Source organism: Marinobacter sp. PE14, assembly GCF_053566155.1.
Genome location: NZ_JBQXNY010000001.1, coordinates 927,344 through 948,987, shown reverse-complemented (window position 1 = coordinate 948,987; position 21,644 = coordinate 927,344). Strand labels below are relative to the sequence as shown.

The 21,644-nt window shown below is 59.3% G+C and carries 17 protein-coding genes; 7 read left to right on the top strand and 10 right to left on the bottom strand.

The genetic code is table 11. The annotated features are described in order from the left end of the window. Positions 1 to 16: 16 nt before the first annotated feature. The gene (locus ACWJ62_RS04530; RefSeq protein ID WP_449285111.1) at positions 17 to 919 is read right to left on the bottom strand and encodes a hypothetical protein; all 903 of its coding nucleotides are present in this window, start codon (positions 917 to 919) and stop codon (positions 17 to 19) included. 174 nt (positions 920 to 1,093) lie between these two features. Here ACWJ62_RS04530 and ACWJ62_RS04525 point away from each other — a divergent pair, with 174 nt between their 5' ends. Further along, positions 1,094 to 1,714 (top strand): riboflavin synthase subunit alpha, encoded by a 621-nt coding sequence (locus ACWJ62_RS04525; protein WP_449285110.1) that lies wholly within the window; start codon positions 1,094 to 1,096, stop codon positions 1,712 to 1,714. 13 nt (positions 1,715 to 1,727) lie between these two features. Here the strand turns inward: ACWJ62_RS04525 and ACWJ62_RS04520 are convergent, their stop codons facing one another. The 5 genes from ACWJ62_RS04520 to ACWJ62_RS04500 form a co-directional block, all read right to left on the bottom strand. Next, on the bottom strand, positions 1,728 to 2,876 hold the full coding sequence (locus ACWJ62_RS04520; protein WP_449285352.1) for a class I SAM-dependent methyltransferase: 1,149 nt from the start codon (positions 2,874 to 2,876) through the stop codon (positions 1,728 to 1,730). 165 nt (positions 2,877 to 3,041) lie between these two features. Continuing rightward, positions 3,042 to 4,088: a methyltransferase gene (locus tag ACWJ62_RS04515; RefSeq protein WP_449285109.1), complete on the bottom strand. Its 1,047-nt coding sequence runs from the start codon at positions 4,086 to 4,088 to the stop codon at positions 3,042 to 3,044. 124 nt (positions 4,089 to 4,212) lie between these two features. Further along, positions 4,213 to 4,386 (bottom strand): hypothetical protein, encoded by a 174-nt coding sequence (locus ACWJ62_RS04510; RefSeq protein ID WP_449285108.1) that lies wholly within the window; start codon positions 4,384 to 4,386, stop codon positions 4,213 to 4,215. A 120-nt stretch (positions 4,387 to 4,506) separates the two neighbouring features. Beyond that, positions 4,507 to 5,190 carry a carbonate dehydratase gene (can, locus tag ACWJ62_RS04505; protein WP_449285107.1) on the bottom strand — a complete coding sequence of 228 codons (684 nt, stop codon included), beginning with the start codon at positions 5,188 to 5,190 and terminating at the stop codon, positions 4,507 to 4,509. 65 nt (positions 5,191 to 5,255) lie between these two features. Beyond that, positions 5,256 to 10,142 carry an NAD-glutamate dehydrogenase gene (locus ACWJ62_RS04500; protein WP_449285106.1) on the bottom strand — a complete coding sequence of 1,629 codons (4,887 nt, stop codon included), beginning with the start codon at positions 10,140 to 10,142 and terminating at the stop codon, positions 5,256 to 5,258. 163 nt (positions 10,143 to 10,305) lie between these two features. Here ACWJ62_RS04500 and ACWJ62_RS04495 point away from each other — a divergent pair, with 163 nt between their 5' ends. Genes ACWJ62_RS04495 through ACWJ62_RS04470 form a run of 6 tightly spaced genes read left to right on the top strand, consistent with a single transcriptional unit; the run spans position 10,306 to position 17,270 of the window. Then, complete coding sequence (locus ACWJ62_RS04495) at positions 10,306 to 11,268, top strand: AAA family ATPase (RefSeq protein WP_014577587.1); 963 nt, start codon at positions 10,306 to 10,308, stop codon at positions 11,266 to 11,268. A 37-nt stretch (positions 11,269 to 11,305) separates the two neighbouring features. Next, positions 11,306 to 12,247: a DUF58 domain-containing protein gene (locus ACWJ62_RS04490; protein WP_449285105.1), complete on the top strand. Its 942-nt coding sequence runs from the start codon at positions 11,306 to 11,308 to the stop codon at positions 12,245 to 12,247. Beyond that, a complete protein-coding gene (locus ACWJ62_RS04485; RefSeq protein ID WP_449285104.1) occupies positions 12,244 to 12,714 on the top strand; it encodes a DUF4381 domain-containing protein in 471 nt (156 codons plus the stop codon). The genes ACWJ62_RS04490 and ACWJ62_RS04485 overlap by 4 nt, the downstream gene beginning before the upstream one ends. After that, positions 12,708 to 13,736 carry a vWA domain-containing protein gene (locus ACWJ62_RS04480; RefSeq protein WP_449285103.1) on the top strand — a complete coding sequence of 343 codons (1,029 nt, stop codon included), beginning with the start codon at positions 12,708 to 12,710 and terminating at the stop codon, positions 13,734 to 13,736. The genes ACWJ62_RS04485 and ACWJ62_RS04480 overlap by 7 nt, the downstream gene beginning before the upstream one ends. Next, complete coding sequence (locus ACWJ62_RS04475) at positions 13,726 to 15,540, top strand: VWA domain-containing protein (protein ID WP_449285102.1); 1,815 nt, start codon at positions 13,726 to 13,728, stop codon at positions 15,538 to 15,540. The genes ACWJ62_RS04480 and ACWJ62_RS04475 overlap by 11 nt, the downstream gene beginning before the upstream one ends. Then, positions 15,534 to 17,270, top strand: coding sequence for a BatD family protein (locus tag ACWJ62_RS04470; protein ID WP_449285101.1), 1,737 nt, complete (start codon positions 15,534 to 15,536; stop codon positions 17,268 to 17,270). Before ACWJ62_RS04475 ends, ACWJ62_RS04470 begins: the two co-directional genes overlap by 7 nt. A gap of 3 nt (positions 17,271 to 17,273) precedes the next feature. Here ACWJ62_RS04470 and ccmI read toward each other — a convergent pair whose 3' ends face one another. The 4 genes from ccmI to ACWJ62_RS04450 all read right to left on the bottom strand — a co-directional run bounded on the left by ccmI (position 17,274) and on the right by ACWJ62_RS04450 (position 21,623). Continuing rightward, complete coding sequence (ccmI, locus tag ACWJ62_RS04465; protein ID WP_449285100.1) at positions 17,274 to 18,542, bottom strand: c-type cytochrome biogenesis protein CcmI; 1,269 nt, start codon at positions 18,540 to 18,542, stop codon at positions 17,274 to 17,276. 68 nt (positions 18,543 to 18,610) lie between these two features. Further along, entirely contained in the window at positions 18,611 to 19,084 is a 474-nt protein-coding gene (locus tag ACWJ62_RS04460; protein WP_449285099.1) for a cytochrome c-type biogenesis protein, read from the bottom strand. Continuing rightward, positions 19,084 to 19,620, bottom strand: coding sequence for a DsbE family thiol:disulfide interchange protein (locus ACWJ62_RS04455; RefSeq protein WP_449285098.1), 537 nt, complete (start codon positions 19,618 to 19,620; stop codon positions 19,084 to 19,086). Before ACWJ62_RS04455 ends, ACWJ62_RS04460 begins: the two co-directional genes overlap by 1 nt. Next, positions 19,617 to 21,623 carry a heme lyase CcmF/NrfE family subunit gene (locus tag ACWJ62_RS04450; protein ID WP_449285097.1) on the bottom strand — a complete coding sequence of 669 codons (2,007 nt, stop codon included), beginning with the start codon at positions 21,621 to 21,623 and terminating at the stop codon, positions 19,617 to 19,619. Before ACWJ62_RS04450 ends, ACWJ62_RS04455 begins: the two co-directional genes overlap by 4 nt. Positions 21,624 to 21,644 lie beyond the last annotated feature (21 nt).

Genomic DNA, 21,644 nt, shown 5'->3' with positions numbered 1-21,644 from the left:
TTGAAGCGCATCTGTGTCAAGTTCTCGGCTCAGGCTCTGCCGCGACCCCTTCCCAGCCCTGATCAATCGCCTCCTGATTACCCTCAAAAAAGGCTTTCTGAACGCGACTGTACGCCTTCTCTGCCTCCAGCAGGTAAATCAGGTAAAGGCGCACGTGCTCCCGGCGAGTCAACTGCCGCGAAAGGACCCGGTTCTCCGACAACCTCAACAGGTGGCCGAAACGCGTATTCTTCAGCGCAGGGTTAAAATCCGCCATCCGGGCACATTGCCAGATAAGGCCATCCGAACCCTCCAGGTGGGCAACGTGCTGTCTTGCCTCACGGAGCATCCGTTGCCGGGTCATGATCAGGTCAAGATAGGAGGGTTTTGTTGTGTAGATTCGGCGCACCGCCGGTATTCCGAGCAACAGAATGATCACAAACGCACCGAAGCCGCCGCCTGCAATCCAGGCAGGCACAAACCCGGTCAGCCCACTCAGAAAGATGGCTGCCGCAATCAAGGCACTGAACAACCAGAGGTCTCGCCCCCGACGCGCCTCAGCCATCGTAAAGTTGTCCGGCCAACCGTTCATCGCCAGCAGGTCAAAGTCCATCAGCAGCACCCGGTCGCATTGACGAAGCATCAGCCGGAGTTTGCGTTGCCGGGATTCCGCCAGAATCCTCTCGGGTTTGCTGCTGCCAGCGTCCTGATGCTGATCCCTGCCTGAGGCTGCCTCGGAACCGGTTGCGGTATCCGGCACCTGATCAACGGGCGGCGTTTCCGCGCCTTTTGCGGCGTCCGCACCAGCAGCCGGCGTCGAAAGCTGGCTTCCCGTCTCCAGGGGTGCCGGCACAGGATCAGCCGCCCGACCAGGGCGCAGCACAGGGGCCTGCGCCGGGCCGTTTGCCTGGGTGGCAGCCTTACTCTGATTTTCAGCCATGGCAGATTGTCCGCATTCAGGGGTTATAAAGAGTATCGACCATTACGCAGGATACTTGAATGTCTACCCCTGCATCCCGACATCAGTCGGGCCTTGGCATCAGTCAGCCCGCTCGCTATCCTTGGCGCACCTGCCGCAAAGGCACCCCATACCACATTGAATGAGGTCAGGCTTATGTTCACAGGCATTGTCCAGGGCATTGCAACCATTGAAGACGTCACTGCAGAGCCCGGGCTGAGCACTTTTGCTATCCGCCTCCCGGCAGATAAGGCAGATGGCGTGTCCATCGGCGCCTCGGTGGCAATCAACGGGACCTGCCTGACCGTCACACGCCAGGAAGACAGCGTGCTCTATTTCGATGCCATGCAGGAAACCCTGAGACTTACCACGCTGGGTGAGCTGACAACCCGGGACCGGGTCAATTTCGAGCGCGCCGCCCGGATTGGGGATGAAATTGGTGGCCACCTGCTCTCCGGCCATATACACACGGCGGCCAACATCGTCGAAATCCTGCGTACAGAAAACAACGTCACGCTGTGGTTTGAGGTGCCCGAGGAATGGGCCCGCTACATCTTTCCCAAAGGCTACATCGCCATCAATGGCGCCAGCCTGACCATCGGCGAGGTACGGGGCAACCGGTTCAACATCCATCTGATCCCGGAGACCCTACGGGCCACAACCTTTGGGTCCTGTGAAGAGGGCCAACGGGTGAATATTGAAATAGACAGCCAGACCCAGACCATCGTGGACACCCTGGCCCGACTCGGGTATGACCGCCCGGCGCCAACACTGTAATCCCGGAGGTTCTTCAGCGATTGCCAGCCCGAAACACCACGAACTTGGGGCTGGCGTCCAGCTGTTGAACTGACGAAAAGTACCGACCCAGACTCCGGTGATAGCCAAGGTGGCGATTTCCTACCAGGAGCAGGCGACCGCCCGGCCTGAGGTGTTGCGAAGCCTGTTCGAATAACCGAAGGGCGATGTGATCACCGACCACACCACCTTCGTGGAACGGCGGGTTCAGAAGTATCAGATCAAAACCTCCCAGGGCGGAATCAATGCCGTCACAATGGGAGAAAGTTGCACTGGCATCCGGAAACGCTTTTTCAACGTTACGGCGGGCACTGAGCACGGCCTGGCTTGAAACATCGCTGAAAACCAACTGCAGATCCCGTCGCTCCGCCAGCGCCGCCAGGCCCAGTACGCCATTACCGCAGGCCAGATCAAGCACCGAACCGCCAGCCCTGGCCGTCGACACCTCGTTGGCCACATGCGGCAACACCAGGCGGGTGCCGATATCCAGCTTTTCCCGGGCGAACACCGCCGGCAATGCCGCTATGTCCACATCACCTTTTCGGTCGCCCAATGGGTAGCCTTTCCAGGTCGCTGACCAATCCGTCAGATTCGCAGTACCCTTGGCACAACGAATCACCCGCGCCTTTTTTCGCGCCGGCAGTACCTGCTCTGTTTGCACCGCTTCGGCGAACACATCAACGCTTCTTGCCGGAAGATGCTTGATCATGCCGCCTGCCAGCAAGACTCCCGAGTCTGCCATCACGCAATTGAGCCAGCGCAGCAACCAGGCCAGATAATCGGCCTGGCGGGGTATTCTCAGTACCACCAGGTCAAACGGGCCCTGGGGCGGACTTATCCAGGTAAAAACAGATTCAGGTGGAGCGACTTTCGGGTTCAAAGAAGCATTGCGTGCCAAGGCAACAGGCAACACAGCACTGTCGGCCACCACGGTCGGCGAAAGCGCTGAGAGTCCCAGTGACAGGGACCCGAACTGGTCATCCACCACCAGAACCCGGGGCGCACCCAGGGCTGATGCAGCGCCAATGGCTTCCTCCAGCAGAAGTTCGTCAGCCGCATCCCATGCCCTCAGCGTCGGATCACCGGTGCCAGGCCGGGCAAGAATCAGCGAGCCTTCGGAGAAATCGAGTTCGGCAGTTGTCATTTCGGGCATGCTGGGGGCCTTTTTTCACAAAAGCGCCATTCTAGGCTGTTTATTCTAGAAATTAACCCTAACGTGAAAGGTGTTCACGCTGAACATCCCTTTTCCGGTTGGCTCCGTTGTTCTGGACGCGAACCTCTTGCCCCTCACCCCAGGGGCTTTTTTCGTTCAGGAACGCCGAAAAGCGCGATAAACGGTAAAACGCTGATTCTCCCGCAATCGTTCAACCGGGCCGATACAGCGCTTCATCAATGGCTCGTAGGGCAGAAAGCTGTTCGCCACCAGGCGCACCTCACCACCCGGCGCCAGATGACGCACCACCTCCCGAAGAAAACGCTCGGTCATCGACAGGTCTGTTCTGACACCGGAGTGGAAGGGTGGATTACTGAGAATAACGGGCCATGTGCCCTCGACGCCCGGAAGGCCGTCCGAGGCCATGATCCGCCCGGAAACGCCGTTGCGCTCATAAGTGGCCCGGGCACAGATAACCGCCTGGGACTGAACATCAATTCCATCGATCGTTAATTGGGGAAAGCCCTGCCGCTCTTGCCAGCGATGGAGCCAGGCACCAAGAACACCCGCACCACAGGCAAAATCCAGAATCGGGCCAGACCGTATAGGCGCCCCGTCCAGCGTTTCCATCAGCAAGCGGGTACCGTCGTCCAGCTCACCAAGACTGAAAATACCCGGCAGTCCGGCAACATCCAGATGAACCGACTGGCAGTCAATCCCGGTCCAGGTCATCCACTCCCGGAGCGAGAATTCTGGAAGAGGTTCGATATTCTCTGCGCACCAGACCTGGCAATGCCGGGCGCTGTCGGTCTTGTTAGCCTGCGGCGCCACGGCCTTGAGTTGTTTCACTGCCCCGGCAATGCCTTCTTTCTTCTCACCTACGAGCACCAGTAGAGCGCTGGGGGCTGCCAACCAGCGCGCCAGGGCAAGACGCAGGTCAAGCTCCGCCCGGGCCTTGGGAAGAAAAACCACAAGTGTGTCAAAGGTACCGGCAGCCAGAGCAGGATCGTCGTAGCCAAAACAGACCTGCCAGCCGTCTCGCCCGCCGAGCGAGGCACACACACCGGCATGCTCACTCATTGCCATACCGCCAGCGGGCAAATCCGACAGCAGCTCACCAGCGGATACGCCCAAAAGGGCCAACCTCCCCTGCAAAAGGTGGCGGTTTCGCAACAGGACTTCATGAGAATTGGGCAATGACATTGATGGGCTTATCCCGAGTGGGTAATTCAAAGACGGGATATGCTAACCGGAATGAGCCCTCGCGTCTCCCTTGAAAGACGGAGAACGAAGGGCTTTCAGAGGGCAAATACCATGGAATTCTCAATCACTTGTAACGGGCAACCGTTCCAACCCTCAGAGCGTCCTCCGGCGACATACCCCAGTCCTCGGACCGACCGGCATCAGACGATTTCCGACTCCGTCCCCGTGGTTCCGTGCTGGCCGTGGCATCTTTCCGCTGGTTCAGAGCTGTCAGGGCTTTTTGCATCAATTCTTTCATGGTCACACTCCTCGCTTACTGCAGGATCTACTCTAGCAAAGCGTGAGGTGACCAACTGTGATGACGCCGAGGGTCAGGAAGTGACGCCCTTCACGAATTTTTGACGCAATTTTACATTTTTCACTGCCTGGTTTTCTGACGCCCAGAGCGTACCGGTCTCTGAACCAGCTCATCAATGCTGTTCTGCCGCACCCGCTCACGATCTTCCTCGCAGGCTACCGACAACCCCATATCCCGCAGAACCCCATCCGAGACATCGTAGACAAAGCCATGAACCGTGAGGGGCTGCCCCCGCCGCCAGGCTTCCTGGACAATGCTGTTCTGGCAAACATGCCCCACCTGCTCAACCACGTTGAGTTCGCAGAGGCGGTCGACCCGATCCTGGACGCCCGGCAGGGTGTCCAGTACTTTCTGATGCCGGTCACGGACATCCTGAACGTGTCGAAGCCAGTTGCTGATCAGTCCGAACCCTTCATTGAGCAATGCCGCCCTGACGCCGCCACAGCCATAGTGGCCAACCACCAGGACATGTTTGACCTTCAATACGTCGATGGCGAACTGTAGTACCGACAGACAGTTAAAATCCGTGTGGACAACCACGTTAGCCACGTTCCGGTGAACAAAAAGTTCCCCCGGCAGAAGATCGACGATCTGGTTGGCGGGCACGCGGCTGTCTGCGCAACCAATCCACAGGTATTCCGGTGCCTGCTGATTCGACAGGCGGGTAAAAAACTGCGGATCCTGGGCCTTGATACCGTCTGCCCAGGCCCGGTTTTTTTCCAGAAGATGGTCAAGCTGACCCATTATCCCACTCCGTTTGATGATTCCCGTCCGGCGATTGAACGGGAATACGCATCCCAAAGCAATACTCAGTTGGTCTGCACATCCACCTCCGCATGGGGCTGATGCATGGTGCTCTGAGCCAGATCCAGCAATTCACGCAGCGCCACCGAGAACATGGCGTACTCTGGCTCACGCACACCCTTGAGCTCGGAAAGCATGGATTTCCAGCGATCGATCATGTGCTGATGGCGGGACAGCCACGCCTCCACGCTGGCCGGCACGTCGTCCGGCTTTTCTGCCAACTTCAAGACACCGGTGGTTAGCGCCCGCTGCTGCCAGTCCAGGTCTTCACGGAAACTCTCCCTGGCCAGGGCCTGCCAGTGTGAGGCAGGTTGCAGCGCTGCAATGGCGCTCGCGAACCAGTTCAGATCGAGGCGATCACCCAGCTCATAGTAGAGGTTGGCCACGGTCTTCAGTGGCATGCCAGAGGCTTCATGGGCCTCGATGATACCCAGAGACGAGTACAGGTGACCGGTACCCGAAACCACGGACGCCAGCTCTGAGGGCAGCCCGGCATCCACCAGAGCCTGATGCCGCTTTTCCCAGGTGGTTTTGGCCTGGTCCCCAAGATACTCGGGCAGCCCCGCAGTAATTGCCCAGACGCTGTCGGCAAAGCGCTCCATGTGGTGCTGAATGCTCAGCTCCGCCCGACGGTTGCGTAACAGCCAGCGCACCGAACGGCGCATCAGGCGCATCAGGTCCTGCATCAGCTCCATCTGTAGCTGGGCTGAGACATGGAAATCCAGGGCTTCAATCCTGTCCCACCAGTTGTCAATGCGGAACACGTCACGGGCAATAATCCAGGCCAGTGCAATTGAGGCCGCATCGGCCCCCGTAGACTGGTTCAAACGCTCCACAAAGGTGATCCCCATGTGGTTGACCATGTCGTTGGCAATCTGTGTTGCGATGATTTCACGCCGCAGCTGATGCTCTCCCAGCTCCTTCGAGAATTTCTGGGTCAGATCCCTGGGAAACACCTTGTACATTTCACCAGCCAGTAAGGGATCGTCAGGCAGGGTGCTGTCGATCAGGGTCTGCTTCAGATCGCCCTTCACATAGGAAATGAGAACCGACAGTTCCGGCCGGGTCAGCCCTTTCTTGTCCAGCTTGCGCTCGGACAGGGTTTCGTCATCGGGCAGGAACTCCAGGGCACGGTTGAGCTTGCCCTCACTTTCAAAGGTATTCATCAGCCGGCGATACTCTTCCAGCCGGGTCGCCGCATCCTCGCTGGCAATACTGATGGCCTGGGTCTGCCGGTAGTTGTTCTTGAGCACCAACTCCGCGACGTCATCGGTCATCTCCTCAAGCATGACGTTGCGTTGCTTGTTGGTGAGATCGCCCATGACAACGGCCCGGTTGAGCAGGATCTTCATGTTGACCTCGTGGTCAGAACAATCCACACCGCCGGAGTTGTCAATAAAGTCAGTGTTCAGGCGCCCGCCCTTGAGCGCAAATTCAATGCGACCGAGCTGGGTAAGACCAAGGTTGCCGCCCTCACCGACTACCTTGCAGCGAAGATCCGAACCGTTGATCCGCAGACCGTCGTTGGCCTTGTCGCCGACATCACTGTGGGATTCACTGGCGGCTTTCACATAGGTGCCAATGCCACCGACCCAGAGCAGGTCGACCTGGGCTTTGAGGATGTGCGAGATCAGCATGTTTGGTGGCACCCGATCCGATTTGATACCCAGCAGTTTCTTCATTTCCGGGCTGACCGGGATAGATTTCGAATTCCGGCTGAAAACCCCGCCTCCCTTGGAAATCAGCTTGCTGTCGTAATCGGTCCAGGCGGATCGCGGAAGTCCGAACAGACGCATACGTTCCTTGTAGCTCTTCTCCGGATCCGGTGAAGGGTCGACAAAGATATGCACGTGGTTGAAAGCGGCCACCAGTTTGGTCTTCTCTGAGCACAACATACCATTGCCGAAGACATCACCACCCATGTCGCCAATGCCGATGGCGGTGAACTCATCCAGCGCCGGGTTGATGCCCATTTCCCGGAAATGCCGCTCTACAGAGACCCAGGCACCCCGGGCCGTGATGCCCATTTTCTTGTGGTCGTAACCATTACTTCCACCGGAGGCGAAGGCATCGCCCATCCAGAAACCGTATTCAGCGGCCAGACCATTGGCAATGTCCGAGAAAGTTGCCGTGCCCTTGTCAGCCGCCACGACCAGGTAATGGTCGTCGTCGTCATGACGAATCACCCGCTCCGGCGGCGCAATGCCGGCATCCACCAGATTGTCGGTGATATCCAGCAACCCCCGGATAAATGTTTTATAGGCTTCGATGCCCTCGGCCTGGAAAGCCTCCCTGTCCGACGGATCCGGCAGGCGCTTGGCCACAAAGCCACCTTTGGCGCCGACCGGCACGATAACCGCGTTCTTGACCTGCTGGGCCTTAACCAGCCCCAGAATCTCCGTGCGGTAATCCTCAAACCGGTCTGACCAGCGCAAGCCGCCGCGGGCAACCTTGCCACCCCGCAGGTGTACGCCTTCGACGCGCGGCGAATACACGAAAATCTCGAACATCGGCATGGGCAATGGCATGTCCGGAATCCGGGATGGATCGAACTTCACGCTGATGTATGGCTTGGGGCCACCGGACTCGCCATGCTGGTAGTAGTTGGTACGCAGGGTCGCCTGGATCAATTCCAGGTAGAGCCGAAGCACCCGGTCCTCACTGAGGTTCTCCACATTTTCGAGACCGGCATTGAATTCGATTTCCAGTTTCTGCTGCGCCGCCTGGCTCTTCCCGGAGCTCTGGTAACGCTCCGGATTGAAACGTATTTCGAAAAATTCCAGCAGCAGGCGAGTCAGTTCAACGTGGTTCACCAGCGTGTTGGAGATAAAGGTCTGACTGTTGGAAAAGCGTATCTGACGCATATACCGGGCGTAAGTCCGCAGCAGCGCGATTTCCCGCCAGCTCATGTAGGAAGAGAGCAGCATCCGGTTGAAGGCGTCGTTTTCCGCTTCTCCGTACCACACCCGGCGGAACAGCTCCTCAAAGATCGGGCGGATACGATGAATATCGACAACAGTCCCCTGGTGAGCCTGGAGCGTGAAGTCGTGAATCCAGACCGTTTTGTTGTGCCGGTCGATGACCTCGAAGGGGTGTTCGCCGATAACCCGGAAGCCGAGGTTGTCGAAGATCGGCATCACATCGGAAAGCGGCAACGGTTCGTCCGGGTAGAAAAGCTTGAAATGCAGCGTGCTCTCGTCTTCTTCCAGAGCCCGGTAGAAGCTCATGGCAAGGTCATGATTGTTCGCCGATGAAGCGATATGCTCCAGGTCGATCGCAGCTCGCCTGGGCGAGAACATATCGGTGTAGCTGGCCGGAAACCCGCCCGCCCACAAGCGATAGAGCTCATTGCCCTGCTCTTCGCCCCAGGCCTCGCTCAGGGCTTCGGACAGCCCATCACGCCAGGACTGGGCAAGCTCGATAACCTTCTCCCGGATCTCCGCCGTGGGCAGTTGGCGGTTCTCGACCTGGGGTACCCGGATAGTGAACTGGACCCGCGCAAGGACCGACTCGGAGAAGTGGGTGACAAACTCGACGTCTTCCGCGCCCAGCCGGTCAACCAGCACCTGCTCGACTTTCAGCCGTAGTTCGGTGTTGTAGATGTCCCTCGGAAAGAACGCCAGACAGGTAACGAACTGGCCATAAACGTCTTCCCTCAGGAATAATTCGATACGGCGACGCTCCTGAATGTACAGGATACTTTTGGCCACCTTGAGCAGTTCGTCCTGCTCGATCTGGAACAGTTCGTCCCGGGGATACACTGTCAGGATCTGCTCGAGTTCTTTACCGGCGTAGTCGTCACGCAGAAAACCGGACCGTTTCATCACGCTCTGGAATTTACGGCGCAGCAGGGGAATCTCGTCCGGCCGCTCGTTATAGACGCGGGCGGTGTAAAGGCCCAGGAACCGCCGCTCACCGACCACCTCGCCTTTGCTGTTGAATTTCTTGACTGCGATGTAGTCCGGGTAGGCGGGCCGGTGCACCCGCGAGCGCTGGGCCGATTTGGCGAAGATGAAAATATCATCGCTTCGGGTCATCTCGTGGCGCGTGCGCTGGGGCAGTTCGTTCAGGCGAACCCGGTCCGGGCGCTCGTTGTTGACCCGGAGGATACCCAGTTCGGAATTCTCTACCCGACGCACCACCATGCCGCTCTTGTCCTTGGCAAAGTCGTACTCGTCGTAGCCGAGGAACGTAAAATGGTCCCGGGCGAGCCATTCCAGAAACGCCCTGGCCTCTTCTTTCTGCTCTTCGTTAATGCCCGCCGTGGTGTTGTCCAGCTCACCAAGAATCTCGTTCACCTTCTCGGTAACTACCGGGAAGTCGCTGACAGCGACCCGCACCTCATGAAGCACGTTCTGCAGGGTGTCTTCCAGATCACGGAGATCCTCGGGATTACTGTGCCGATCAATCTCGAGGACAATGAACGCCTCGTAGTCAGAGCAGGACGCTTTCTTTTTCGACGTATGCAGCTTATTGAGTTTGCCATCCTGGTCGCGTTCCACCTGCAGGATCGAGTGCTGGATGGAATGGGTACCGATCTCACGCTGGTTAATAGCAATGCGCAGGGAATCAATCAGAAACGGAATGTTCGGGTGCAGGATAAAAACAACGGTATGGGTCGATTGCCAACCGTCACTCTCCAGGTCGGGGTTGAAAACAGCAACCGAAGTTTCCTCGGCAGACCGCTTCTGCAGAAACTGCCAGGCTGCCAGAACGGCACCGTAGGTATCCGCAAATCGTCGACTGACCAGCTCTTCGAGGGGAATATGAGCATAATGCTGCTTGGCAAATTCGCTGATTTTTTTGGCTTCGGTTTTGGAAATCTTCTTTGCGAAAGCGTCAGCCAACTGTTCAAAGAATTGATCCTTGCTGGCCACTGTCAGCGCATTCATGGTCGACCTCAGTTAGTGTGAAATAAACGTAATCGGCGTATCGTCACATAAGCATAGTCAAACCCTTGATTTTTGCCGGCCAGACGCCAAAACTTCGGCAACTACCTACGCACGATACGGGTTTCTCCGGAAAATCCTCAGATACAGAGAGCAGTCATTTCCAATGTCGCTACAGCATACGTTCGGTGAGTTACGGGAACAGTTAGCCAAACGGATAATCGGGCAGGAAAAACTGGTGGATCGTCTGCTGATCGCGCTCCTTGCCGACGGCCACCTGCTTGTCGAAGGCGCCCCGGGGCTGGCAAAAACCACGGCTATCAAAGCGCTTGCCGACCATCTGGAAGGCGACTTCCACAGAATCCAGTTTACGCCGGACCTGCTGCCCTCCGACGTCACGGGCAGTGAAATCTACCGCCCGGAAACCGGGCAGTTCGAATTCCAGCGCGGCCCCATCTTCCACAACCTGGTGCTTGCGGATGAAATCAACCGTGCGCCTGCCAAGGTGCAGTCTGCCCTTCTCGAGGCCATGGGCGAACGCCAGATCAGCGTGGGGATGCGTACGTTTCCGCTGGACCGGTTGTTCCTGGTGATGGCAACCCAGAACCCCATCGAGCAGGAAGGTACCTACCCGCTGCCCGAAGCCCAGCTGGACCGCTTCCTGATGCATGTGGTTATCCACTACCCGTCGGCGGAAGCGGAGAAGGCCATTCTGCAACTGGCCCGGAACGATTATCGTCACGGCCTTCCGAAAACGGACCTTCGCCTGACGCCAGACCAGGTGTTTGATGCCCGCGCGGAAGTCGCGAACATCTACATGGCGGAACCCGTCGAGCAATATTTGTTGGCCCTGGTGCTGGCAACCCGCGACCCGGCGGCACTGGATCCGGAACTGGCCCGCTGGACAGCCTTCGGCGCCAGCCCCCGTGGCACCATCGCCCTGGACCGCTGTGCCCGGGCGCTGGCCTGGCTAGATGGCCGGGATTACGTAACGCCCGACGATGTCCGAGCCATGGCCTTCGACGTGCTGCGACACCGCATCCTTCTCACGTTCGAAGCAGAGGCCGAAGGCATGACCGCTGACACGGTTATCGAACGGCTGATCGAACGTGTTCCGGTGAGCGCCTGAAGCCATCGACGGAAGCAATACACGGGAGCCGTCAGGCATGGGCAACACCGAAGCAATAACGCACATCGGCCTACCGGATCTGATCCGCCTGCAGGCAGACGCACGGGCACTGAAACTGCCCTCTGCTCGCCCCGTGCGAACGCGCCAGGCCGGCTTGCAGCGCTCGCCGCAACGAGGCCGGGGCATGGCGTTTGCCGAAGTACGGCTGTACCAGCCCGGGGACGACATCCGCAGCATCGACTGGCGGGTAACGGCGCGGCGTCAGGAGCCCCACACCAAGCTTTATGAGGAGGAACGGGAACGGCCCGTGCTTCTTCTTTGCGACCTCGGCCCCAGCCTGTTTTTTGCCAGTACCGGCGCCTTCAAACAGGTTCGTTGCGCACAGATTGCCTCCATTCTGGCCTGGCTGGCACTCTGGTCAGGTGATCAGGTGGGTGGCATTGTCTTCAACGGCGAGACCCTGAGAGTTCTTCGCCCGGCGCGGCGGAAGAAATCAGTGCTGCGACTGCTGGACACTCTTGATGAACTGCAAAGAAGGGATAATCGAGGGCCGGAACAAAACGAGCCGTCCGATCAGAGCCGCCTGGACATGGCACTGACCGAGGCTCGCCGGGTGGCCCATACCGGCAGCCGGATTTTCGTGATCAGCGATTTCCTGGATATCTCACAGGAGACCGGCACCCTGCTCGGCGCGCTCGCCCGCCATAACGGCGTCAGCGCCCTGAGGATCGTGGACCCATTGGAAAAAGAGCTGCCCAAAAGCGGACGCTTTGCGGTGGCCGGCCCGGACGGACCGGTGTGGTTCGATGCCGGAAACCCCCGGTTCCAGAGGGCCTGGCACGAGAAAGTCACCAACCATGAACACCGGCTCGCGGAGTGTTTCCGTACCTCCGGCGTTACCATGGCAGAAGTGTCCACGGCGAACGACCCCGCAGCGACCCTCAAATTGCTGCTGGGGCCCGGAGGCCGGATCGGATGAACCCGCAGGATCCACTCAGCAAGTTACGGGACATTCACCTGCCTGAAACGGGTGGCCTCTGGCCTCCGGCACCGGGCTGGTGGGTTCTGGCAATCCTGCTCATTGCTGTTCTTGCCGTCCTGGTCTGGCTGTTTCTCCGGCGGAGACAAAGAAACCGCTGGTTCCGCTCCGCGCGGGCCGAACTCGCCAGACTGGAACGATCAGCATCCACTACCCCCGCGTGGTTCGCACAACTGAACACCCTGCTGAAGCAGGCCGCCCGGGAGCGCTACCCGGAACAGCACCCGGAAGCACTGACCGGCGATGCCTGGGTGGAATTCCTGTTAAAGACTGTCCCGAAGGACCGGGTTGCCTCCAGACCGGTTGCCGAAGCGCTGGTTCACAGTGCCTGGCGACCTCAGGTTTCAACCAAGCCGGCCGACGCCCTGGCGTTCGCCCGACTATGGCTGGGAGGTCAGAAATGCTGAATCTTGCCTGGCCCTGGGCACTGGTTATGGTGCTGCTGCCCCTGATTCTCAAATGGCGTAAACCCGGAGCGCAATCGGTCGACGCGCCCGTGTTGCCGGTTGGCCACTGGCTGTCGGACCTGCCCGGTGTCAGTCGTCGTGGCAATGCCGTGCCGCTCTGGCAGCAGCTGTTGCTGTTCCTGATGTGGACGCTTCTGGTGATTGCTCTGGCACGGCCGCAGCATGTGGGCGAGCAGGTTCAGATGCCGGTTTCCGGCCGGGATCTCATGCTGGTCGTCGACATCTCCCCCAGCATGGACGAGCAGGATATGGTCCTTCAGGGCCGGAGCATTAATCGATTGCAGGCGGTCAAGCGCGTGCTTGATGACTTTATCTCCCGCCGCCAGGGTGACCGGCTCGGTCTGATCCTGTTCGGCACCGAGCCCTACGTGCAGGCTCCCCTCACCTTCGATTTGGAAACCGTCAGAACCCTGATGCGTGAGGCGGGCCTTGGCATGGCGGGGCGAGCCACGGCCATTGGCGACGCGGTGGGCCTGGCAACCAAGCGGTTGAGAAACCGGCCCCAGGACCAGCGCGTTGTGGTACTGCTGACCGATGGCGCCAATACTGCGGGCGAAATCACCCCCGACAAAGCCACCGAAATCGCCGCGGCCGCCAGCATTCGTCTGTACACCATTGGCATTGGCGCCGAGTCCATGGTGCAGCGTGGCCTGCTGGGATCGCGCCGGGTCAACCCATCCAGGGATCTGGACGAAAACCTGCTGACCCGAATGGCCCAGCAAACCGGCGGGGAGTATTTCCGAGCGCGCAGCCTACCCGAGCTGGAGCTTATCTACGAAAGCATCGATCAACTGGAACCGATCGAGCTTGAAGGCAAGTTCTATCGACCGGTAACCGAGCTCTATGTCTGGCCCGCGGGGCTTGCGATCATTCTGTGGTTGGCCCTGTTCCTCGTCCGCCACGGGCGGGAACTTGTTGCTGAAAGCCGCCGGAACAAGGAGGAGGGAACCCATGTGGGCTGACTTCCATTTACTGCGCCCGCTCTGGCTGCTGTTAATCCTGCTGATACCGTTACTGTACCTTGCATTCCGGCAACTTCGCATGGGCGACAGCGGATGGTCCCGACTTATTCCCACCCGCCTGCTCTCGCCACTGATTCGCCACAACGGCAGCTCGGGCCAATCAAACAAATCACCTCTGGTTCCGGCCACTGCGGCCCTGATCATTCTGGCCCTGGCCCTGGCCGGGCCGGCCTGGCGGGAGGCACCGACACCGCTGAAACAACCCGGTGACAGCCTCGTGATCGCACTGGACCTTTCAATGTCCATGCTGGCAACGGACGTGGAACCTGATCGCCTGACCCGGGCCAAACGGAAAATCCGGGATATTCTCGAGCTTCGGGAAGGCAGCCTGACCGGCCTGCTCGTCTTTTCCGGCGATGCCCACGTGGTGACACCGCTGACCGACGATGGCCGTACCATTGAGGGCATGCTCAACGTGCTGGACCCGGTGATCATGCCGGCGACAGGCAACCGGGCGGATCTCGCCGTTGCCCGCGCAAAGGCATTGCTTGAACAGGGCGCGCCGGGCGAAGGTCGTATCCTGTTAATCACAGACAGCATCAACGACGACTACGAAGGAACCATCCGGGACACGCTTTCCGGCACCGGATACGCGCTGAATACCCTGGTCGTCGGCACCGAGAACGGTGGCCCCATCCCCCTGGCCCGGCGCGGTTTCATACGGGAGAACGGCGACATTGTCATCAGTCGCGCCAACCCGGAAGCGCTAGCGGCACTTGCCCGCAGCACCGGCGGCCAGAGCCATGAGCTGACCCTGGACGACACTGATATTGGAGCGCTCGACCTGAGCCCGAGGGACAGTGACGACTGGCAGGATTCCGAGGACGGCCTGACAGTCAATCGCTGGCAGGATGACGGCTACTGGTTGCTCTGGCTCGCCCTGCCACTGGTTTTGATGGGCTGGCGCCGGGGAGCTTTCAGTGCCCTCGCGTTGATCCTGTTGCCGGTCTGGCCGCAGCCGGCTGCCGCCATAAGCTGGGAAGAGCTCTGGCAAAGGGAAGATCAGCGAGCTCCCGCCTTGATTCAGGACAACCCTGAAACAGCCGCCCGCCAGCTTGAAGACCCGGAATGGCGGGGCTCCGCGCTCTATCGTTCAGGCAAGTTCGAGAGCGCCGCCGATGCGTTTTCCCACAAGCAGGGCCCCCGTGCCAGCTACAACCGGGGCAATGCCCTGGCCCGCGCCGGAAAACTGGAAGAGGCCCTGGCCGCCTATGATGCGGCGCTGGACAAAGCGCCGGACATGGAAGACGCCCTTCACAACCGGAAAATTGTCGAGGAACTTCTGAATCAAAAGCAGGAGGGCCAGGACGGCAACCAGAACAACAACCAACAGGATTCCCGGGACTCCCAGGGCGACGGCAGCAATCAGCAACAAAACCGTCAGGATCAGAACGGAAACAGTGAAAGCGAGAATCCCGGCAGTCAGGGGAACAGTCAGCCGCAGAACCCTGAAAACAGCGAGTCGTCTTCCGACACGGAGAATCCGCAAGGCAGCCAGACGGCTGAACAGAATCAACAGCAGGCGGGCGAGCGCGGAGATCCCGAGCAGGCTTCCGGGGAGCAGGAAACCCGGTCCGGCCAGTCACAGGCACCCGCCCCTATTTCTGAAACGCCGCTGACCCAGAGCCAGGAGCAGTGGCTCAGGCGGGTCCCCGACAATCCGGGCGGCTTATTGCAGCGCAAATTCCTGCAGCAGTATCAACAACGCCAGACTCCATCCGATGAGGGCGATACACCATGGTAAAACGGCTGATGATACCCGCCGTCTGTCTGTTTCTTCTGACGGCACTCTGGCTGCCGGCCCAGGCACAAACCCATACACAGGCACGGCAACTGACGGTCGAACCGGACCGGACCCGTCTCTACGAGGGTGAGGTCCTGACACTGACGGTAAAGGGCAGCATGGAGATAGATATCAATCTCGGAAACCTGTTTGACTTCGACATGACCAGCCTGCCCAAGCCGGATATCGAGAAGGTGGAACCCGATTTTGAAATCCTGGCCCAGAACCAGCAGTACAGTATCCGCACCGTAAACAGTCAGATGGTGGGTGAAATCACCTGGACCTACCAGCTGGCACCGAAAACCACCGGCGAACTGACCATTCCTGCGCTCACCTTCAAGGATGCTGTTTCGGAGCCGGTTAACGTGGAAGTCGTCGACGGCTCACCGCCGGACCAGGCCGCGCCTGGACGGGACAGTTTTATCGAGCTGTCCGCCGACAAGGATGAAGTCTATGTGCAGGAGCAATTGATCCTGACAGTGCGGCTTTTCTTCAGGGGCAACCTCATTCGCGGCGAGCTGTCTGAGCCGACCCATCCCCATGTGATTATCGAATCCCTGGGCAGGCAGCAGGAATTTTCACGCTATCGCGACGGTGTGCGATACCGAGTGGTGGAGCGGCGTTACGCGATCTTCCCCCAACGACCCGGAACCTTGAAGCTGCCCCCCGTACGCTTCGAGGGACAGGCCAGAGATGCCTCTGGCAGCCTCCGTTTTCTGAGGGACAGTGAGGAGCTTTTTGAGGTGCCGGTCAAGGATGTCCCTGCCCAGTTCAGTGGCGATACCTGGCTGCCGGCAACAGGTTTGTCGCTTGAGGAGTCCGGGCTTCCTCCGTCACTGGAAGTCGCGACCGGCGAAAACATTACCCGAGAGATCAGGCTGACGGCGGCGGGCTTGCCCGGGGAGGCGCTGCCACCCTTACCCGATACGGTCCCGGACGGACTGAGAAGTTACCCGGAAGAGCCAGAGCGGCAGACCGAAACAACGCCGGCGGGCCTGACCTCCTCGCTGAAGCAATCCGTGGCTCTGGTACCGGTTGAGGCTGGACAGATGACGTTGCCAGCCATTCGCATTGACTGGTGGGATACCGCAGCGGATCAGGAACGTGTTGCCGTCATTCCGGAGAAAACCCTGACGGTGACAGACCCGAATGCCGTCGCCGCCGAACCGCCGCAACCCATTAATGGAGAATCGGCCCCTGAACCGGACACGGCCAGCCCGGAATCATCAACTGATCCGACATCACGGGAGGCCGGGCTGTGGCAGTGGCTCACTCTGGCGTTCGGGATACTCTGGGCCGGAACTTTGATGGCATGGTGGTGGTCGCGCAAAAGCGCTAAGAACGCTCCCGACTTTACTCAGCACAATGACGATGAGGATGCCGCCTTCGACCGCCTGATCACGGCCGTGAGAAGCGGCTCAGCCCGGACACCGGAGCTGCTGGTGGCGTGGGCCAATCGCCACAGACCCGGCGAACACTTCCGTTCTGCGTCTGACGTTGTCCACCACTTCAAGGACGAGACCATGGCAACCGAGCTCGGGAAGCTCCAGGCCCGGTTTTTTGCGCCAGACCATGGCAACGAAAACTGGGATGGACGCCCGCTGGCCCGGACTCTTGAGGCCAGCCGGAAGCGAAAACAGACGCGCGCAAATGCCGATCTGCCTCCGCTTTATCCCGAGGGCCTGTCCTGAGGGTCAGTCAATCAGTTGCTGATCGATCACCACCGCTACCGGCGCTTCCTGGCTTTCGCTAACGGCTACAGGAACGTCGGTGCTGCCCTGCCAGTCTCCTGCCTGGGCGGCCACATTGCCGGAACGACTGAGACGGGCTGTTACAACCACCTCGTCAACACTGGAAATGGTGGCTTGGGGTGACATGGCGTACCTGTCGTCCAGCCGGATTTCCACCGGCAACTGGTCTGCCGTCAGCCGCGCTACTGCCAGAGGCGGACCCTGCTGGACATTGGGCTGGCGGGCAAACAGGAACAGCGTGGTATCTGCAGGCACCTGATTCTGGAAGTCCTCGGAAAGCGTTACCCGAACCGTAACCCCAGCACCGGAAGTTTCGGGTGCGGCCACCTGTGCTGGTGGTTCCTCGCCGAGACGGGTGTAGGCTTCACGAATCCCTTCCTGAATGGAGCCAATCTGGGGGTGGTCCGGTGCGACGGTTTCGATTCGTTCCCAATACTCGATGGCTTCCCGATAGTTCTGCTGGCTGAAGGCGTTGATCCCCAGCAATCCGAGGGCATTCACTTCATCCGGGTTCAGCTCACGGGCCTGTTCAATGGCCGCCGTAACCTCTTTCGTCATGGCGCCCTGGCTACCGAAGAACAGCGCCTGGGCAGACAGACCATAGGCAACGGCTCGCGCCCGGCTATCGTCATTTACACTATCGGCCAGTTGCCGGAATGCCCAAGCCGCATCGTCGTAGCGCTCCAGACGCATGTAGGTGCGTCCCAGCATTGCCCAGCCTTCCGGGTTATCCGGGCTGGCTTCCAGCCGCTCCCTGAGCTGTCCGGAAAGCTCTGTCATCTGGGCCTGCCTGGATCCTTCAGTAGTTCCCATCTCCTGCATGGTAATGAACTGTTCAACCCGGTCCATTGCACCCCAGCGCTCATACAGATAAACGGTGGCTGCGGGGATCAGTAGAATCGATACCAGAGCGACTGCCATGGCACTCCTGCGGCCACTGATCACGGGCCTCACCTGGTCCTGCTCTGGAACGTCATCGAGCATGCTTCCTGCAAGCTCTTCCTTGAGTTGCCGGTAATTTTCGTCGTCCAGAATACCGGCCTCGTATTCGTTGTCGAGCTCCTTCATCCTGGAGCGATAGGCCATCAGATTCTGGTTTTTCAGGTCTGTCTGCTTCCTCGCGCCGAGCCGATGGAAAAAGACCGGGTACAACACAAACAACAGGGCAAGAACGATCAGTACCGTTGCGGCAATCCAGAAAATGTCAGTCATGGAGTTTCAGTCACAGGTTCAGAATTAAGAATGAGGTAGCGGCCAGGACATGCCTGAAAATGCCGGCTTCAGGACGATCTGTCCTGTTCTGCCAGCATTTTGTCGACACGGGCTTTCTCTTCAGTGCTCAACGCCGGGCCTGACGGCCCCGCTCGCCGGGAACGGATCACCACACCGGCAACCACCAGAAACCCGCCGAATACCGCAATGGCAGGTGTCGCCCATAGCAGGAACGTCCGGCTGTCCAGCTCGGGTTTGTAGCGAACAAACTCACCAAACCTGCCAACGAGAGACTCAACGATTTCCTCGTTACTGGACCCGTCTTTCATCATCCGGTAGACGACATCCCGCATGTCCTTCGAGATAGGCGCGTTGGAATCGGCAATGTTCTGGTTCTGGCATTTCGGGCAGCGCAGTTCCGAAATCAGGTTCTGGTAACGCTGCTCCTCGGCCCGATCCTCAAAATCGTATACGTCAGCTACATCGGCTGCAGCAAATCCGGAAAACAGAAGCGCAAAAACCAGGTAGAGGATCCGGAGCATCAGCCATTCCCCCGAACGTCTTCGATGACCGGGAGCAACTTCTCCTCCCAGACCGTTTCATTGACGACCCCCACGTGGCGATAGCGGACAACGCCGCCGGCATCAATCACGAAGGTCTCCGGTGCTCCGTATACCCCCAGATCGAACCCGAGCGTGCCGCGGGGATCATAGATGGTCTTGCGGTAGGGATTGCCCAGGCGGTCAAGCCAGACCAGTGCATCCTCGCGGTTATCCTTGTAATTGAGACCGATGATATTGACGCCTTTCTCTTCGGCCAGCCAAATCAGGTCGGCGTGCTCATCCTTACAGGCGGGACACCAGGTTCCCCAGACATTCAACAGGCTGACCTGGCCGCGGAAAAGGCTCTGGTCCAGCATGGTCTCAGGGTTGTGCAGGTCCTTCAGGCTGAATGCCGGCACTGGCTTGCCGACCAGCACCGACTCCAGTTTGGTGGGATCCTTGCCAATACCCGCGAACAGCACCACACCGACTACAAGGGCGATCAGCAGCGGCAGAAAGAGCAGGAACCGCTTCATGAAGTTGCTCCGGCGGACGTCGCAGAGCCAGGCTCAGGCACCGCAGGTCCGGCCTGCACCTTCTGGTCGGCGCCCTCCCGGATTCGATACCGGCGATCCGAGATGGCCAGGAAGCCTCCGGCCGCCATAAACAGAGAGCCCAGCCAGAGCCAGCGTACAAGGGGCTTGTATTGCAGGCGAATGGCCCAGGCGTCGTCAGTGATGCGTTCACCAATAGCCACGAAGATGTCCCGGAACAGGCCGGCGTCGATGTCGGCCTCGGTCATAACACTCATGCCGACTGAATACTGGCGCTTTTCAGGATGGAGCACGGAAACTCGCTCGCCATCCAGCATGACATCAAAGGTGCCGTATTGAGCAGTAAAGTTGGGGCCCTGACGCGCACCTATGTCCTGGAACACGAACTGATAATCCCCGACGGTCGCGACATCACCAGGCACCATGCGTACATCCCGCTCAATACCGTAGTTCGAAACCACCGTTGCACCGGCCATGGTAATAGCCAGGCCAAGATGCCCGAGCACCATGCCGAAGTAGCTGCGGGATTGGCGCTTGAGCCCATGGATGCGGCCTTTTCGGGAAGAGGACTTGTCCCAGAGATCCCAGAAGGTGGCAACCGTTACCCACATGGCGGAGAAAATGCCCAGGAACGCCCAGGGCTTGAAGCCGCCGTAACCGATCAGGACGGCCGTGGTAGCCACAATGCTGATTGCCAGGGGCCAGAGCAGCTTTCGCGCCAGCCAGCCACCATCGGTTTTCTTCCAGCGGGAGAAGATGCCGGCACCCAACAACAGGCCCGTCGCCACCGCCAGCGGACTGAAGGTCAGGTTGAAGAACGGTTCCCCGATCGACAGCTTGCCCAGATCCAGGTAATCAAGGACCAACGGATACAAGGTACCGACGGCAACCAGAAGCGTCGCTGATACCAGGAGCACGTTATTGAGCAGCAGGAACACTTCCCGCGATAGCGAGCCATAACGGGAGCGGACGTGCACCACAGGTGCCCGGAATGCGTAGAGCGCAAGACTTGCGATCACTGTTACTGCAAGCAGGCCCAGCAGGAAAGTGCCCCGCTCCGGATCAGAGGCAAAGGCGTGAACCGAGGTCAGCACCCCGGATCGAACAAGGAACGTGCCAAGCAGGCTGAGAGCAAACGTGACAATCGCCAGCAGCACTGTCCAGCTTTTGAACACGCCGCGTTTCTCTGTCACTGCCAGCGAATGCATCAACGCAGTACCGGACAGCCACGGCAACAGCGAAGCGTTCTCCACCGGATCCCAGAACCACCAGCCGCCCCAGCCAAGCTCGTAGTAGGCCCACCAGCTTCCGAGCGCGATGCCAAGGGAGAGAAACGCCCAGGCAACCGTGGTCCACGGGCGCGACCAACGGGCCCAGGCAGCATCAAGCCGGCCATTGATCAGGGCGGCGATTGCAAAAGCGAAAGCCACTGCAAAACCGACATAGCCCATGTAGAGCATCGGCGGGTGAACAATCAGCCCGAAATCCTGCAGCAACGGGTTAAGATCCGCGCCATCGGCAGGCACATTGGGCAGCAGGCGGTCGAATGGATTCGAGGTTAGAACAATAAACAGCAGGAAGCCCACACAGACCATACCCAATACCGAGAGCACCTGGGAGATCATCACCGCTGGCAGGCGGCGGCTGAACACAGCGACCGCCAGTGTCCAGCCAGCCAGCATCAGTATCCAGAGCAGCAGTGAACCCTCGTGACCGCCCCAGACCGCACTGAATTTGTAGTACCAGGGCAGCAGGCTGTTGCTGTTATTGGCAACATAGGCCACCGAAAAGTCGTCGGTCACGAACGCGTGGGTCAGAACTGCGAAGGCAAGACCGATGAAAACAAACATGCCGGACGCCAGCGGCCTGGCAAATGCCTGAAGATTGTCCCTGCCGGTCAGGGAACCGGCGAGGGGGACTACGGAAAGGAGCACTGCCAACAACAGCGCGAGAATCAGTGCAAGCTGTCCGAGTTCGGGATACATCAAAGGCCTCCAGAAACCAGG

Coding starts and splice junctions, on each gene's coding strand:
- ACWJ62_RS04520 (WP_449285352.1), bottom strand. CDS start 2,876: ATGACAACTGCCGAACTCGATTTCTCCGAAGGCTCGCTGATTCTTGCC.
- ccmI (WP_449285100.1), bottom strand. CDS start 18,542: ATGACTGACATTTTCTGGATTGCCGCAACGGTACTGATCGTTCTTGCC.
- ACWJ62_RS04495 (WP_014577587.1), top strand. CDS start 10,306: ATGTCGCTACAGCATACGTTCGGTGAGTTACGGGAACAGTTAGCCAAA.
- ACWJ62_RS04485 (WP_449285104.1), top strand. CDS start 12,244: ATGAACCCGCAGGATCCACTCAGCAAGTTACGGGACATTCACCTGCCT.
- can (WP_449285107.1), bottom strand. CDS start 5,190: ATGGGTCAGCTTGACCATCTTCTGGAAAAAAACCGGGCCTGGGCAGAC.
- ACWJ62_RS04525 (WP_449285110.1), top strand. CDS start 1,094: ATGTTCACAGGCATTGTCCAGGGCATTGCAACCATTGAAGACGTCACT.
- ACWJ62_RS04490 (WP_449285105.1), top strand. CDS start 11,306: ATGGGCAACACCGAAGCAATAACGCACATCGGCCTACCGGATCTGATC.
- ACWJ62_RS04450 (WP_449285097.1), bottom strand. CDS start 21,623: ATGTATCCCGAACTCGGACAGCTTGCACTGATTCTCGCGCTGTTGTTG.
- ACWJ62_RS04470 (WP_449285101.1), top strand. CDS start 15,534: ATGGTAAAACGGCTGATGATACCCGCCGTCTGTCTGTTTCTTCTGACG.
- ACWJ62_RS04515 (WP_449285109.1), bottom strand. CDS start 4,088: ATGTCATTGCCCAATTCTCATGAAGTCCTGTTGCGAAACCGCCACCTT.
- ACWJ62_RS04460 (WP_449285099.1), bottom strand. CDS start 19,084: ATGCTCCGGATCCTCTACCTGGTTTTTGCGCTTCTGTTTTCCGGATTT.
- ACWJ62_RS04510 (WP_449285108.1), bottom strand. CDS start 4,386: ATGAAAGAATTGATGCAAAAAGCCCTGACAGCTCTGAACCAGCGGAAA.
- ACWJ62_RS04500 (WP_449285106.1), bottom strand. CDS start 10,142: ATGAATGCGCTGACAGTGGCCAGCAAGGATCAATTCTTTGAACAGTTG.
- ACWJ62_RS04530 (WP_449285111.1), bottom strand. CDS start 919: ATGGCTGAAAATCAGAGTAAGGCTGCCACCCAGGCAAACGGCCCGGCG.
- ACWJ62_RS04455 (WP_449285098.1), bottom strand. CDS start 19,620: ATGAAGCGGTTCCTGCTCTTTCTGCCGCTGCTGATCGCCCTTGTAGTC.
- ACWJ62_RS04480 (WP_449285103.1), top strand. CDS start 12,708: ATGCTGAATCTTGCCTGGCCCTGGGCACTGGTTATGGTGCTGCTGCCC.
- ACWJ62_RS04475 (WP_449285102.1), top strand. CDS start 13,726: ATGTGGGCTGACTTCCATTTACTGCGCCCGCTCTGGCTGCTGTTAATC.